This is a genomic window from Cyanobium sp. Candia 9D4, assembly GCF_024346155.1.
Lineage (GTDB): Bacteria > Cyanobacteriota > Cyanobacteriia > PCC-6307 > Cyanobiaceae > Cyanobium > Cyanobium minutissimum.
In genome coordinates this window covers 26,664-40,004 of the sequence record NZ_JAGQCK010000011.1, presented here as the reverse complement: position 1 = coordinate 40,004, position 13,341 = coordinate 26,664, and the positions used below count along the sequence as shown (strand labels likewise).

The window sequence follows — 13,341 nt, the reverse complement described above, 5'->3', positions numbered from 1 at the left end:
CGGCGCCGCGCAGCACCCTTACCGCACCGTCGCGCCGAAAGGCGCGCCTAGCGCACCATCGCCGCCACGTTGCCGCCATCGACGGTGAGCACGGCGCCGGTGGTGCGCTCCATCAGCGCCAGGGCCACGAAGGCGTCGGCCACGTCACTGGCGCGCACCTCGGCCCCCAGCAGGTTGCCGGCCATGTAGAGCTCCTCGCTGAGGCCGCGGGCGGCGGAGCGTTCCCTGATCATGCTGTCGTCGAGCAGGCCGGAGCGGATGCGGTCGGCGTTGATGGCGTTCACCCGCACCCCCGCCTCGCCTTCCTCCAGGGCGTACTGGCGCACCAAGGCCAGCAGGGCCGCCTTGCTGATGCCGTAGGCGCCGAAGTTGGGGCCGGGATTCAGCGCCTGCTTGCTGACGTTGAACAGCAGCTGGCCCCCCAGCACTGGGCGGCCGCCGCCCTCGGGGCGGTCCTGGGCGCGGAACAGCGCCAGGGCCGCCTGGGCGACGTTCTGGTGGGCGAAGAAGTTGAGCTCGAAGCTGGCCCGCAGGTCGGCGTCGGCCAGGGTGGCCATCGGGCCGGTCCAGGCGGCACCGGCATTGCTCACCACGATGTCGAGGCCGCCGAAATGGGCCGCCACCGCCGCGACGGCGGCCCGCACCGCCGCCGGGTCGGTGACGTCACAGGCCGCGGCGAGGGCCCGCTTGCCGCAGGCAGCGGCCACCGCCGCCGCAGCCTCCTGGTCCAGATCGAGCACGGCCACCTCGGCCCCGGCGGCGGCGAAGGCCCGGGCGGTGGCGGCACCGATGGCGCCGGCGCCCCCCGTCACCAGCACCACCCGGCGGGCCAGGGGCTTCTCGGCCGCCTTGCCGAGCTTGGCCTGCTCCAGGCTCCAGTACTCCATGGCAAAGGTGTCGGCCTCGCCCACGGGCGCGAAGCGGCCGATGGCCTCGGCCGCCAGCAGGGTCTGGGCCCAGGCCTCGGCGATGTCGGCCACGGTGGCCGCCTCGGCGGCCGACTTGCCGATCCCCACCAGCCCCAGGCCCGGGATCGCCGCCACCCGCGGCAGGGGATCGAGCGCCTTCTTGGCGCCTCCGGCGGCGGCGTTCTGGCGCTGGAAGTAGGCGCGGTACTCGGCCGCGTAGGCCTCCAGGGCCTGCTCCAGCGCCTGGCCCCAGGCGGCCAGGGCCAGGCCGTCGCCGCCGGCCGGAAGCGGCGGCAGCACCAGGGGCCGGGCCTTGGTGCGGATCACGTGGTCGGGGGTGGCGACGCCGCGGGTCGCCCAGTCGGCCAGTCGGGCATCGTCGCTGACGGCGCGGGCCAGGGGCGTGTCGCGCAGCGCCAGGATCCAGTGGGGACGGACGCCGGCGGCGACGGCGGCCCGGCCCAGGGCGCCCCGCAGCACCGGCAGCACCGCCGCCGCAGGGGCCGGGCGCTCCGGCACGGCCACGGTGTGGAGCGAGCGCTCGCCCCGGGCCAGGCGCTCCTCGGCCCGCCGCACCAGGTCGATCATCCGGTCGTAGCTCTGCTCGGCCGTCGCCCCGAAGGAGAACAGGCCGTGCTGCAGCAGCACCATGCCCTCAGGCTCATGACCGCCGGCGGCCGCGGCCTCATAGGCCAGGGCCGCCGCCTTGGCCAGGGCGAAACCGGGCATGACGTAAGGCACCAGGGCCACCCGATCGCCGTACACCTCACGGCACACCTCGGCCGCATCGGGCTGGTCGGCCAGGGCCAGCAGGGCGATCGAGTGGGTGTGGTCGACGAAGGTGTGGGGCAGGAAGGCGTGCAGCAGCGCCTCCACCGAGGGGTTGGGGGCGGCCGGATCGATCAGGTTCTGGCGCTGGGCCGCCACCATCGCCTCATCGCTGAGGGACTCCAGGGCCCTCAGGGCCTGCAGGGGCTCCAGCCGCACCGCCGGATGACCCGGCGGCTCGATCGTGCCCAGGTCCCAGCCCGATCCCTTGACGCACAGCACCCGGATCGGCTCGCCCAGCAACCCGTGCACGGTGATCTTCACCGAGGTGTTGCCGCCGCCGTGCAGCACCAGCTCGGGGTCGGCCCCCAGCAGCCGGGCCGTGTAGGTGCGCAGGGCCAGGTCTTCGTTCACCCCCTGGGCGCCGTAGCGGGCGATCGCCTCGCGGGCGGCGGCATCCGACCAGCGATGTTGCACGGCCATGGGGCGAAACGGGGACTCTGGGGGGAGACTACGGGGAGCGATCCTCCAGGGGCTGCCCGTGTCCATCGACTGCCGCCGCCAGGTCTTGAAGCCGTGGGCCTGCCTGGCGTGGCTGCCCCTGCTGCTGGCGGTGGGAGGCCGGGTGGCGGCCCCCGCCCGGGCCGAGCAGCCCGTGCCCCCCCAGATCCCCCGCGACGGCTGGAAGGACTGTGAGTACAACGACAAGCCCCTGGCCTGCGTCGATGAGCAGCTCCCCGGCGGCCTGAAGATCCGCTGGAAGGACGGCCAGTCCATGACCTACCGGTCGGTGTCCGGCAAGGGCAAGGACGCCAGCGGCAGCGACCTGCTGCGCGACCGGCTGGGGGGGATCTGGCGCCGGGAGCTCTTCGTGCAGGGCAACATCACCCTCACCAACGAGGCCAACGGCAACCGGATCTTCGTGCCGCTGCGCTTCCCCTGCAAACCACCCCTGAAGGGGGAGGTGGGCTACTGCCGCTACTGACCCCGCCGCCATGAGAGCAATTCTGGCCACCCCGGCCCTGGTGGACACGGAACTGCAGGTGCCCGTTCCCGGCCCCCACGACCTGCTGGTGCGGATCGAGGCGGTGGCGGTGAACCCGATCGACACCAAGCTGCGGGCCGCCGTGGGCGTGGGGGATCCGCCCCGGCAGCTGGGCTGGGACGCCGCCGGGGTGGTGGCGGCGGTGGGGGAGCGGGTGGGCCGCTTCCGGGTGGGGGATGCGGTGATGTTCGCCGGCGATGCGGGACGGGCCGGCTGCAACGCCGAGGCCGTGCTGGTGGACGAGCGCTTGGTGGGCCGCAAACCGGCGTCTCTCGCCTGGGCCGAAGCGGCCAGCGTGCCGCTGACGGGGCTGACGGCCTGGGAATCCCTGTTCGAGCGGCTCGACCTTGATCCAACCGGTGGCACTGGGCGGGGCCGCAGTCTGTTGATCCTCGGCGGCGCCGGCGGGGTGGGCTCGATCGCCATCCAGCTGGCCCGCCGGGCCGGGGCCGTGGTGATCGCCAGCGCCTCGCGCCCCGAGAGCGCCGCCTGGGTGCGGGAGCTGGGGGCCGACCACGTCGTCGACCACCACCGGCCCCTGACCCCCCAGCTGGCCGCCCTGGGCTTCAAGGCGGTGGATCGGATCGCCAACTTCAGCGACACCGACGCCTACTGGGAGGTGATGGCCGAACTGATCGCGCCGCTGGGCTCGATCGTGGCGATCGTGGGCAACCGCCACCCCCTCGACCTCAATCGGCTCAAGTCCAAGAGCGTGACCTTCGCCTGGGAGTTCATGTTCACCCGCTCCCAGTTCCAGACCGCCGACATGGGGCGGCAGGGGGAGATCCTCAACCGGATCGCCGAGCTCTTCGAGGCCGGCGAGCTGCGCCCCACCCTGGCCCGCACCCTGAGCCCCATCAACGCCGCCAACCTGGAGCTGGCCCACGCCCAGCTGGCCTCCGGGAGCACGATCGGCAAGATCGCGCTGGTGGGCTGGGGCTGAACGCCATGGGCGCCCGCCGCACTCGGGAGCTCCTCAGCGCACGGCCACCAGCACCCGATGGCGCGGGTCACAGGCCTGCCGGCGCACGTTGCCGAAGCCGGCCTGCTCCAGGGCCCGGGGCAGATCGAGGCTGAAGTACTCCTCCAGGTAGGGCTCGGTGCTCTTGAGCAGGGTGGCGATCGGCGCCGGCAGGCGGCGGATCACGGCCGAATCGGGGTCCTGATCCACCAGGGCCACCACCCCACCGGGCCGCAGCAGCCGGGCCGTCTCCCGCAGCACCGCCCGGGTGGCGTCGGCCGGCAGCTCGTGGCAGACGAACTGCAGGGTGATCAGATCGACGCTGGCCGCCGTCAGGCCGCTGGCCTCGGCGGCGGCGTGGTGCCAGCGGCGGATCCGCCCCTCTGGATCGCGGACCCGCGCCACCGCCAGCATCTGGGGGGAGAGATCGAGCCCTTCGACGGCCACATCGGTGCCCTCACGCCGGTCCAGCCAGTCCTTGAGGGCCAGGGTGCCGACGCCCACCGAGCAGCCGATGTCGAGGGCGGTGCGCACCGGCCCGGTAAGGCTGGGCGCGATCGCCGCGAAGATCGCGTCCCTCAGCCGGCGCTGGGCCTCCTGGGGCTCGAGCGTCTCCCCCGGCCACACCCGCAGGGCCATGGCATCGGTGGCCTGCTCCGCCTCGCCGGCCGCCGCCCAGCAGAGGTTGCCCTCCTGGTAGGCGTGGAAGCGGGCCCGGTAGTAGGGCGGCGCCTGGGTGGCCGCCTCGGTGCTGCTGGCCAGCAGCGGCTCGGCCTGCCGCACCAGCTCCTCGCGCCGGGCCCGCCAGGCGATGCCGCGGCGCTCGGCGGTGCGGATGATCAGCTGGCGGGCCTGGAGAAACAGCAGGCGCCGCAGCGGCTCGACGGCCAGCAGCCGGTCGATCAGCCAGCCGAGGGGATGGCGCGAGGCCACCCAGTTGGGGGGCGGGGCCGGGGAGGCGGGGGTCAGGGCCGGAGCGACGGGCTGGGCCTGGGCCATGGACGGCGGAGCGGCGGCGACTCAGTCTGACGGCGCTGCGGGGCCCGGAGCCGGGCGCAACCGCAGCGAGGCGGCGAAGCCCGCCAGGGCCGCACCCAGCCAGATCCAGCCGTGCAGGCTGAAGCTCATCACTCCGCCCAGGAAGGCATTGACGTTGCACCCCGACGCCAGCAGGCCCCCGTAGCCCATCAGCAGGCCACCGAAACCGCGCCGGGCCAGGTCCGGCAGGCGTTCCAGCCGCTCGCCGCGCCAGCGGAAGCGGCCCTGCCCGATGGCGGTGGCGACGGCGCCGTAGAGCAGGCCCAGATCGACGAGCACGGCGTCGTTGAACAGCCAGGCCTCCGGTCCCGTCAGCAGGGCCTGGCCCCGGGGGCTGGACCAGAACAGGCTGCCGCCGGGATCCCAGCCCAGGGCCTGGGCGGCGTGGGCGCCACTGAGGGCCAGGCCCCAGAGCACCTTCCATGGCTCGGCCGTCACCAGCAGCAGACCCGTGGCCAGCAGGGCGACGGCGATGGCGCCGCCGTAGGGGCCGCGGCCCTCGCCATGCCACGGCACCTGACCGCTCCAGCGCGACAGCACCAGGGTGAGGACGGCGATGAACGCGAGCTGGAAGGTCAGGGCGCCCAGCAGGCCGAACCAGTCGAGGCTGACCGGGGACGGCAGGCGCGGCAGGGGCAGGGCCGCCAGCTGGGGGGCGTGCAGGGTGCCGAGGAAGGCACCGGCGACCAGCCCGACCAGGGCGGCCAGCACGCCGGCGCCGCCGCGGGAGGTGGCCGCCAGGGTGCCGCAGCCGCAGGCCCGGGCCCGCTCCATACCGATGCCGAACAGGAAGGCCCCCGCCAGGAACGGCAGGGAGAGGGGAGTCGCCAGCAGCTTCGGCCGCAGGCCGGTGAGGGGCTCGGCGGCGAGCACCAGGGCCATGGCCATCACCAGCAGCGCCGCCAGCAGCAGCTGGGCGAAGACCGATCCCGCATCCCGCCGCTGCAGCAACCGGCGGTAGCCGGAGGCGAAGCCGAAGCGGGAGCGGACCAGGACATGGCCGAGGCCGCAGCCCAGCCCCCAGACCAGGGCCGAGGACGGCTGCCGGATCGCCAGGGCCGCAGCCACCGCCACGGCGGGGGCCACGGCCAGCGCCGGGGAAAGCGGCTGTTTCAACGCTTCTTCGTCCGGGCGGCGGGGGGTGAGCTGTCGGCGCCGGTGTCGCAGGCCAGGGCGATGGCCGGGGTGAGCAACAGCAGCGGCAACAGGCTGGCCAGCACCCAGACACGGGCGCGGGAGAGGGTCTTGGCCATGGCGGCGGGAAGGGGAAACGGACGTGGGGATCAGCGCAGACTCACCTGCTGGGCCGGGCTGCCCTCGGGCCCCACGGCGATCGGCAGATTGGTGGCGCTGTATTCGGTCCAGGAGCCCTCATAGATCCGCACGTTGGGGTACTTGAGGAGATGCCGGAGAGCCAGAAACTGCAGGCTGGCCTCCCGGCCGGTGCTGCAGGAGACGATGATCTTCTTGTCGGGAGTGATGCCGCGGCTGACGAGGAGGGCCCGGATCTCTTCGAGGGATTTCAGCTTGTGGGCATTCTTCTTGGACGCATCGGCGTTGTTCGCTTCGGTGAATGACTGCCAGGGGATGTTCCGGGCCCCGGGGATGTGACCGTTGCGAATGAAGGTCTGGTCGGTGCCCTCGAACTGGGCCTTGGGACGGGGGTCGATGATCACCACGTCCTTGCGTCCGATCAGGGGCTTCAGCTCATCGAGCGTGATGGCCAGTCCCTGGACCGTGGTGGGACGGAAGCTGCCGGCCTGGAAGCTGGGGAAGGCCTTGGTGGTGCTCTGGCCGGCCGCCTTGTAGCCGCTGAGGCCACCATCGACGATCGCCACCTGGCGCACGCCGCTCTTCTCCAGGATGTAGGCGACCAGAGCGGTGCCGAGGACGTCATTGCCGTCGGAGTAGACGAGCACCGAATCCCGGTTGGAGATGCCCGCCTGGCTCAGGAGGCCCGCCAGCTTGGTGGGAGTCCAGATCTGGAACGGCAGACGGCCGTTGGGGCCCCGGAAGGCCTGCTCGGAGAGATGGACGGCTCCGGGAATGTGGCCGCCGACGTAGGAGAGCGGCGGGACCGGGCGGACGTCGAGCACCTTCCAGCGGCCCGAACGGGCGGCGGCGGCGGCCTCTTCAGGGGAGAGCACCTGGAGCGTGGTGCCGCCGGCGGCCAGGGTGCTGAAGGCGGCGCTGGCCTGGGAGGGGGCGGCGGCCAGAGCCCGGGTGATCGGCGCTTCAGCGAAGGCGAAGCCGGTGGCTGCCAGGGCGGTGGCGGCACCGGCCGCCACCGAGAGGAACAGGCGCCGGCTGGGACGGGAGATCCGGGAAAACATTGAACGGAACAACGACCGATGTACCGATGTTTAGGCGATGGCGGGGCTGGGCCCCTGTGTGTTGAACCACAGGGGGGTGTGCCTTCGGAATCGGGGTACGGTTGCCCTGCTGCCGTGATGAACAGGCCATGAACTGGCGTCCCCGTCTGCTGGCCCTCTCCACCTCCCTGCTGGTGGGAGCCGGCGCCCTGGTCGGCGGGGCCGCCCTGGCCACCCCGGCCGGATCGCTGCTCAAGGGCCTGGCGCTGCCGTTGCCCAAGCCGGCCGCCAGCCTGTTCGCCGCCAACGCCATCGGCCAGACCAGCCTCAATACCCAGCTGCCCGGCAAGCCGGACGAGCTGCTCGCCAAGGTGAAGGCGTCGCTCGCCAAGCAGGGCTACAGCGAGCGCACGGTCAACACCGTGGTCGGCCCCTGGGGCTTCAACCTGGTGCTGGATCCCCCGGCGGGTACCAAGGTGGACGGCACCGCCGCAGGCAAGGCCGCCGCCCTGGTGCTGCAGGCCACCGCCATCGGCCCCAACCAGCTCAACCTCAACGTCCGCTTCGAAGGGCTCTGAGGGTCGACGACCAGAATCACCCCATGGACAGCCAACCGGCCCCCAGCTGGTGGGCCCGTCACTGGAAGTGGCTGGTACCGGCCGGCTGCCTCACCGGCCTGGCCGGCGTGGCCGGCTTCATCGCGCTGATCGTCAGCCTCGTGTTCGGGCTGCTCAAATCGACCACGCCCTACAAGGAGGCCCTGGCCAGGGCCCAGCGGGATCCGGTGGTGATCGGCCGGCTGGGCACACCGATCCAGGGGGGCTTCCTCGTCTCCGGCAACGTCAGCCTCTCGGGTGGCACGGGCGAGGCCCGGCTGGCCATTCCCCTGCAGGGATCCCGGAGCAGCGGCACCCTCTACGTGGAGGCCCGCCAGAAGGCCGGCAGCTGGACCTACTCCACCCTGACGGTCCGGCCGGATGGCCCTGGCGAACCCATCAGCCTGCTGCGGCCCTCGCTCTGAACCGAACCCCTGGTGGCGGCAGCGGTCCGCGGCTCAGCCCGCGGCCACCGGGTCGGCATAGAGGGCCTGCAGCCCTTCCTCGCTGGCCGGCGCCACGCCCCGCTCGGTGATCAGGGCCGTCACCAGCCGGGCGGGGGTGACGTCAAAGGCGGGGTTGAAGCCGTCGCTGCCGTCGGGCACCAGTTGCACGCTGGTGGGCTCCCCGGCCGCGGGCTTGCCGGCGATGCGGGTCACCTCCAGGGGGGAGCGGGCCTCGATCGGGATCTCCTTCACCCCGTCGCCGATCGACCAGTCGATGGTGGAGGCGGGCAGGGCCACGTAGAACGGCACGCCGTTGTCGTGGGCGGCCAGGGCCTTGAGATAGGTGCCGATCTTGTTGCAGACATCGCCCGTGCGGGTGGTGCGGTCGGTGCCGACGATCACCGCATCCACCTGGCCGTGCTGCATCAGGTGGCCGCCGGCGTTGTCGACGATCACGGTGTGGGGCACCCCTTCGCGGCCCAGCTCGAAGGCCGTCAGGCTGGCCCCCTGGTTGCGGGGACGGGTCTCATCGACCCAGACGTGGATCGGCAGGCCGGAGCGGTGCGCCTTGTAGATCGGCGCCAGGGCCGTGCCCCAGTCGACCGTGGCCAGCCAGCCGGCATTGCAGTGGGTGAGCACGTTCAGGGGCTGGCCGCGGCGCTCCTCAGGGCGGCGGGCGGCAATCTCCTGGAACAGGCGCAGGCCGTGGTCGCCGATCGCCTCGCACATGGCCACGTCCTCCTCGGCGATGGCGGCCGCCTCGGCCCCGGCCGCCCCGGCGCGCTGCTCCGGCGCCAGGGGCAGCACGGCGGCCCGCACCCGCTCCAGGGCCCAGCGCAGGTTGATGGCGGTGGGCCGGGTGGCATCGAGGCGCGCGAAGGCCGCGGCCAGGGAGGCATCGGAGGGATCGGCCTGCAGGGCCAGCATCAGCCCGTAGGCCCCGGTGACACCGATCAGGGGAGCCCCCCGCACCACCATGGTGACGATCGCCTCGGCCGCCTCCTCGACGCTGGTGAGCGAGCGGGTGACGAAGCGGTGCGGCAGCAGGGTCTGGTCGATGACGCCCACCGAGCGCCCGCCCTCCTCCAGCCAGATGGTGCGCCAGGGCCTGCCGTCGATGTTCATCAGGAAGAAGGGGTCATGGGGACCCGGGGGTCATGGGGACGCAGGGGGCGCCGGTGTTGATTTTCCGCCATCACCGGGCCGGCGCAGCAGGGTGTCGGTGAGGCGCCGGAAGCGGCCGGGCTCGAGATCCCCGAGGGCCTCGCCGCGGCGGCTGCGCCAGGCGTTCCAGCCCAGCAGCGGCACCAGCCGGTTGTGGCCGGCCAGATCCAGGGGGGACGCCAGGGGCGCCACCGGTCGGGGCGGCGGCAGCGGCCCGCGGCGGGCCTCCAGCACCGCGGCGATGGCGATCAGATCCTCGTCCCGGCCGCCGGCGCCGAGGATCTCCAGGCCCACCGGCAGGCCGCGGCCATCGATGCCCACCGGCAGCGCCACCGCCGGCAGGCCGCTGGTGCTGCTCACCATGCAGGTGATGGCGGGGGAGGGCTCGCGCTGGGCGCCGCCGCGACGGTCGCTCAGCAGCAGCAGAGCATCGAGGCGCCCGGCCACCAGGGCCTGCTCCAGCCGCCGGCGGTTGGCGTCCATCCGCCGGCGCGCCCGCGCCTCCGCCGCCGGATCGCTGGCCATCAGCCCACGGCATTCGGCCGGGGTCCACTCCGGCGGCAGGCGGCCGGAGCCGCAGATGTCGTCCCAGTTGCGCCGGCTGCCGGGGTAGCGGGCCAGCTGGGCATCGATGCGGCGCCCCGAGCCCTTGACGAAGTCCGCACCGAGCCGGGTGTCGAGCCCCGGCACCACCAGCGCCTCGACCACCTCCGCTCCGGCCGCCCGCAGCAGCGCCACGGCCTGCCGCAGAGCCGTCGCCGCCGCTGCGGTGGTGGGTGCCAGGTCCTGGTCGCCGGCCCGGGCCAGCACCGCCAGGCGCCGGCCGCGCAGGTCCGGCGGGGCCGCCGCCCGCCCAGGCCGCCAGGTGGGATCGAGCACCGCCAGGCCCCGGGCCAGCAGGTCCAGGTCCCGGGCGATCAGCCCCGGGGTGCCGTTGACGAAACCCAACGGCAACAGGCCGGCGCTGGAGAAGCGCCCCTGGGTGGGTCGCAGCGTCACGGCGCCGTTGTAGACGCCCGGCAGGCGCAGGGAGCCGCAGTTGTCGCTGCCCAGGGCCAGGGGCACGAACCCCGCCGCCACCGCCACGGCGGAACCGGAGGAGGAGCCCCCCGGGCTGAGCCAGGGGTCGTAGGCGTTGCCCACCCGGCCCGCCGCCCCCGACAGCCCGCGGATGCCGAAGGCGAACTCGTCCATGGTGGTGGTGCCGACCACGATCGCCCCGGCGGCCCGCAGCCTGGCCACCGCCTCGGCATCGGCCGCCGGCTGGTTGCCCAGCAGCGCCAGCGACCCGGCCGTCATCGGCTGGTCGGCGGTGGCGAAATTGTCCTTCACCGCCAGCGGCAGGCAGTCGAGGGGGCCGGCGGGGGCGCCCGCCGCCCGGGCGCGGTCGAGGGCGGCGGCCTGTTCGAGGGCGTAGGGATTGAGCTGCTGGAAGGCGTTGAGGGGCGGCCCGGAGCCGGTGGCCAGGTTGCGGCCCAGGATCTCCCGCTGCACGGCGGCGATCCGGGCCACGCAAGGCGGCTCGGCCTCCCGCCCCACCGCCGGAGCCTCCGCCCATGCAGGGGAGAGCAGCGCCGTCAGGGCGATGGCACACCCGATACCACCCGCATTGATCCCCCTGGGCAAGAGCCTGCCGCCCCCAGCGCCTGCCCAGCATCGCAACGGCCCGTCCGCCCCGTCCAGGGCGGCCCAGGGTGGCCACCTGAGCCAATAATGGGGCTCCGCGATCGAACTGAGCGGACCGAAGACCCCAACCCCGCGGTGGCCGACTTGAACGAGATGGGGCTGGCCATGGCGACGGTGGCGGGCGGCGGCGCCAGCGCCGGACCGACGGCCGGAACGACGGCCGGTGGCATCCCCGAACTGGTGAGCCTTTCGATCGTGCTGCTGCTGCTGGCGACGGCGGTGGCCCTGATCGCCCAGCGGCTGCGGCTGCCCTACGTGACCGGCCTGGTGCTGGCGGGCCTGCCGTTCACCGAGGTGTTCTCGCGACGGATCGGGCTCGATCCCTCGCTGGTGCTCAATCTCTTCCTGCCGATCCTGATCTTCGAGGCGGCGATCAACACCGACATCAGCCGGCTGCGCAGCACCTTCAAGCCGATCGCGCTGCTGGCGGGGCCGGGCTCCCTGGTCGCCTCGGGGGTGATCGCGCTGCTGGTGCATCTGGTGCTGGGGCTCCCCTGGATCCCTGCCCTGCTGGTGGGGGTGATCCTGGCCAACACCGACACGGTGTCGATGATCGCGGTCTTCAAGGAGATCCGGGTGCCCGCGCGGCTGACGACGATCGTGGAGGGCGAGACCCTGTTCAACGATGCGGCCGCCCTGGTCAGCTTCAACCTGCTGCTGCTGATCCATGCCTCGGGCTCGATCACGGTGGCGCAGGGGCTGCGGGAGATGGTGGTGGTGGCGGTGGGTGGGGTGCTGGTGGGTGGCGTCCTGGGCTACCTGTGCCTGCCGGTGTTCCTGCGCCTCCACGACCCCCTCAGCTCGCTGCTGCTCACGGTGCCCCTGGCCCTGGGGACGTTTCAGTTCGGCCAGTTTCTGGGGGTCTCCGGTGCGGTGGCGGTGGTGATCGCCGGGCTCGTCTTCGGCAACCAGGGCCTGCCACGCAGCGACACGGCCACCGACCGGCTCACCGTGCTGAATTTCTGGGAGTACGCCGGATTCATCGTCAACACCTTCCTGTTCCTGCTGATCGGCCTCGAGATCAACCCCCTGACCCTGTGGACGTCGCTGCCGGCGATCGCCCTGGTGGTGCTGGCCTACCAGCTGGCGCGGGTGCTCACGGTGTACGGGCTGCTGGCGCTGCTGCGTCGCTTCGATCGACCGATCCCCCTGCGCTGGCAGCACGTGCTGGTGCTGGGCAACATCAAAGGCTCGCTCTCGATGGCGATGGCGGTGGCGATTCCCCTGTCGCTGGCCGGCCGGAGCGGCATCATCGAGCTGGTGTTCGGCGCGGTGCTGTTCTCCCTGGTGATCCAGGCGCTGGCGCTGCCCTGGCTGATCGGACGCCTGAACATCGCCCAGGTGTCACCGGTCGGCGCTGAAATCGGCAGGCTGCAGATCCAGCTGATCGCCTCCAAGGCGGCCCAGGAGGAACTCGACCGGCTGCTGAAGTCCGGGGTGCTGCCGAAGACCGCCTACGAGGAACTGTGGGCCTCCTACCAGGCGCGGGTGGCGGCGTCCGAACGGGTGCTGCGGGAGGCCTACAGCGAGGGGCGCTCCGGCCCTGATCAGCCCGGGGCCCGACCGCTGGAGGCGATCCGGAGACGCCTGCTCCTGGCCGAGAAGGGGGCCCTGATGGAGGCGCTCCGTAAACGCATCGTGCCGGACGATCTCGTGCAGCCCTTCGTCAGAGATTTGGATGAGAAACTTCTAGCGCTGGACGACGACTAGCGCTGAGGCCGAGATAGTCGATCAGCGGGTGCACGAACTCCGGCCTGGTGACCACCAGGATCGTGGATCCCGCCTGGAGCACGGTGTTGCCGTTGGGGATCTCAACGCTGGCCTCGGGATTGAGCTGGTAGCCGATGATCAGGGAGCCGCTCGGGAAACGGGGATCCTGGGCGATCGCGGCGACGCTGCGGCCGGCCACGGAACAATCGGCGGGGACCGGCAGCTTGAGCACCTTCACCTGGCCCTGCTCGAAGTGCATCATCGATTCCACATCGGGATATTCGATCGCATTCGCCATCGTCGCCACCGCCAGATCGATGGTGCTGATGATGTGGCTGGCTCCCGCCAGGCGGTAGGCCTGGAGGAACTCGCGATCGCGCATGCGCGCCACGATGTGGGAACTGCCGTAGCTGCGTGACAGGGTGATCAGGGCCAGGTTGAGGGCATCGTCCCGCAGGGCGGCCACCACCGCATCCGCCTTGCGGATGCCGGCTTCGATCAGCACGGTGGAGCTGACGGCGCTGCCCTCGAAGGCCATCACGCCGATCTTCTCGCGGGCGAAGCTGCAGGCCAGCGGATCGATGTCGATGATCGCGATGGTGTGGCCGAGCTGAAGGAGCTGGCGGGCCAGGCCCAGCCCCATCATTCCCGCCCCGCCGATCAGCACGTACATGGGCGTGATGGTACCAACGGCGCCGGGGACTCCG

General features: G+C 72.6%; 13 protein-coding genes. 5 read left to right on the top strand and 8 right to left on the bottom strand.

What is annotated here, in order from left to right:
- Positions 1-47: 47 nt before the first annotated feature.
- On the bottom strand, positions 48-2,159 hold the full coding sequence (locus tag KBZ08_RS15015; protein ID WP_254973987.1) for a bifunctional aldolase/short-chain dehydrogenase: 2,112 nt from the start codon (positions 2,157-2,159) through the stop codon (positions 48-50).
- A gap of 58 nt (positions 2,160-2,217) precedes the next feature.
- Between KBZ08_RS15015 and KBZ08_RS15010 the strand changes: the two genes are divergently transcribed.
- Both KBZ08_RS15010 and KBZ08_RS15005 read left to right on the top strand, forming a co-directional pair.
- Positions 2,218-2,661 (top strand): hypothetical protein, encoded by a 444-nt coding sequence (locus tag KBZ08_RS15010; RefSeq protein ID WP_254973986.1) that lies wholly within the window; start codon positions 2,218-2,220, stop codon positions 2,659-2,661.
- A 10-nt stretch (positions 2,662-2,671) separates the two neighbouring features.
- The gene (locus tag KBZ08_RS15005; RefSeq protein WP_254973984.1) at positions 2,672-3,664 is read left to right on the top strand and encodes a zinc-binding alcohol dehydrogenase family protein; all 993 of its coding nucleotides are present in this window, start codon (positions 2,672-2,674) and stop codon (positions 3,662-3,664) included.
- 33 nt (positions 3,665-3,697) lie between these two features.
- Here the strand turns inward: KBZ08_RS15005 and KBZ08_RS15000 are convergent, their stop codons facing one another.
- The 4 genes from KBZ08_RS15000 to KBZ08_RS14985 are packed head-to-tail and all read right to left on the bottom strand — an operon-like array spanning position 3,698 to position 7,053.
- A complete protein-coding gene (locus KBZ08_RS15000; protein WP_254973982.1) occupies positions 3,698-4,681 on the bottom strand; it encodes a class I SAM-dependent methyltransferase in 984 nt (327 codons plus the stop codon).
- 21 nt (positions 4,682-4,702) lie between these two features.
- Positions 4,703-5,836: a YeeE/YedE thiosulfate transporter family protein gene (locus tag KBZ08_RS14995; protein WP_254973980.1), complete on the bottom strand. Its 1,134-nt coding sequence runs from the start codon at positions 5,834-5,836 to the stop codon at positions 4,703-4,705.
- Positions 5,833-5,973 (bottom strand): hypothetical protein, encoded by a 141-nt coding sequence (locus KBZ08_RS14990; RefSeq protein WP_181280208.1) that lies wholly within the window; start codon positions 5,971-5,973, stop codon positions 5,833-5,835. The genes KBZ08_RS14995 and KBZ08_RS14990 overlap by 4 nt, the downstream gene beginning before the upstream one ends.
- Before the next feature lie 30 nt (positions 5,974-6,003).
- On the bottom strand, positions 6,004-7,053 hold the full coding sequence (locus KBZ08_RS14985; RefSeq protein ID WP_219904486.1) for a sulfurtransferase: 1,050 nt from the start codon (positions 7,051-7,053) through the stop codon (positions 6,004-6,006).
- Positions 7,054-7,181: 128 nt separating this feature from the next.
- Here KBZ08_RS14985 and KBZ08_RS14980 point away from each other — a divergent pair, with 128 nt between their 5' ends.
- Together KBZ08_RS14980 and KBZ08_RS14975 are read left to right on the top strand one after the other, a co-directional pair.
- Positions 7,182-7,610, top strand: coding sequence for a hypothetical protein (locus tag KBZ08_RS14980; RefSeq protein ID WP_106222777.1), 429 nt, complete (start codon positions 7,182-7,184; stop codon positions 7,608-7,610).
- Positions 7,611-7,633: 23 nt separating this feature from the next.
- The gene (locus KBZ08_RS14975; protein ID WP_254973977.1) at positions 7,634-8,053 is read left to right on the top strand and encodes a cytochrome c oxidase assembly factor Coa1 family protein; all 420 of its coding nucleotides are present in this window, start codon (positions 7,634-7,636) and stop codon (positions 8,051-8,053) included.
- Positions 8,054-8,086: 33 nt separating this feature from the next.
- Here KBZ08_RS14975 and mtnA read toward each other — a convergent pair whose 3' ends face one another.
- Positions 8,087-9,199, bottom strand: coding sequence for an S-methyl-5-thioribose-1-phosphate isomerase (gene mtnA / locus KBZ08_RS14970; protein WP_254973976.1), 1,113 nt, complete (start codon positions 9,197-9,199; stop codon positions 8,087-8,089).
- A gap of 30 nt (positions 9,200-9,229) precedes the next feature.
- The gene (locus tag KBZ08_RS16415) at positions 9,230-10,750 is read right to left on the bottom strand and encodes an amidase (RefSeq protein ID WP_315861266.1); all 1,521 of its coding nucleotides are present in this window, start codon (positions 10,748-10,750) and stop codon (positions 9,230-9,232) included.
- 249 nt (positions 10,751-10,999) lie between these two features.
- Between KBZ08_RS16415 and KBZ08_RS14960 the strand changes: the two genes are divergently transcribed.
- A complete protein-coding gene (locus tag KBZ08_RS14960) occupies positions 11,000-12,634 on the top strand; it encodes a sodium:proton antiporter (protein ID WP_254973974.1) in 1,635 nt (544 codons plus the stop codon).
- Here the strand turns inward: KBZ08_RS14960 and KBZ08_RS14955 are convergent.
- Positions 12,591-13,307: a TrkA family potassium uptake protein gene (locus KBZ08_RS14955; RefSeq protein WP_106222779.1), complete on the bottom strand. Its 717-nt coding sequence runs from the start codon at positions 13,305-13,307 to the stop codon at positions 12,591-12,593. The two genes, KBZ08_RS14960 and KBZ08_RS14955, sit on opposite strands and share 44 nt — an antisense overlap.
- Positions 13,308-13,341 lie beyond the last annotated feature (34 nt).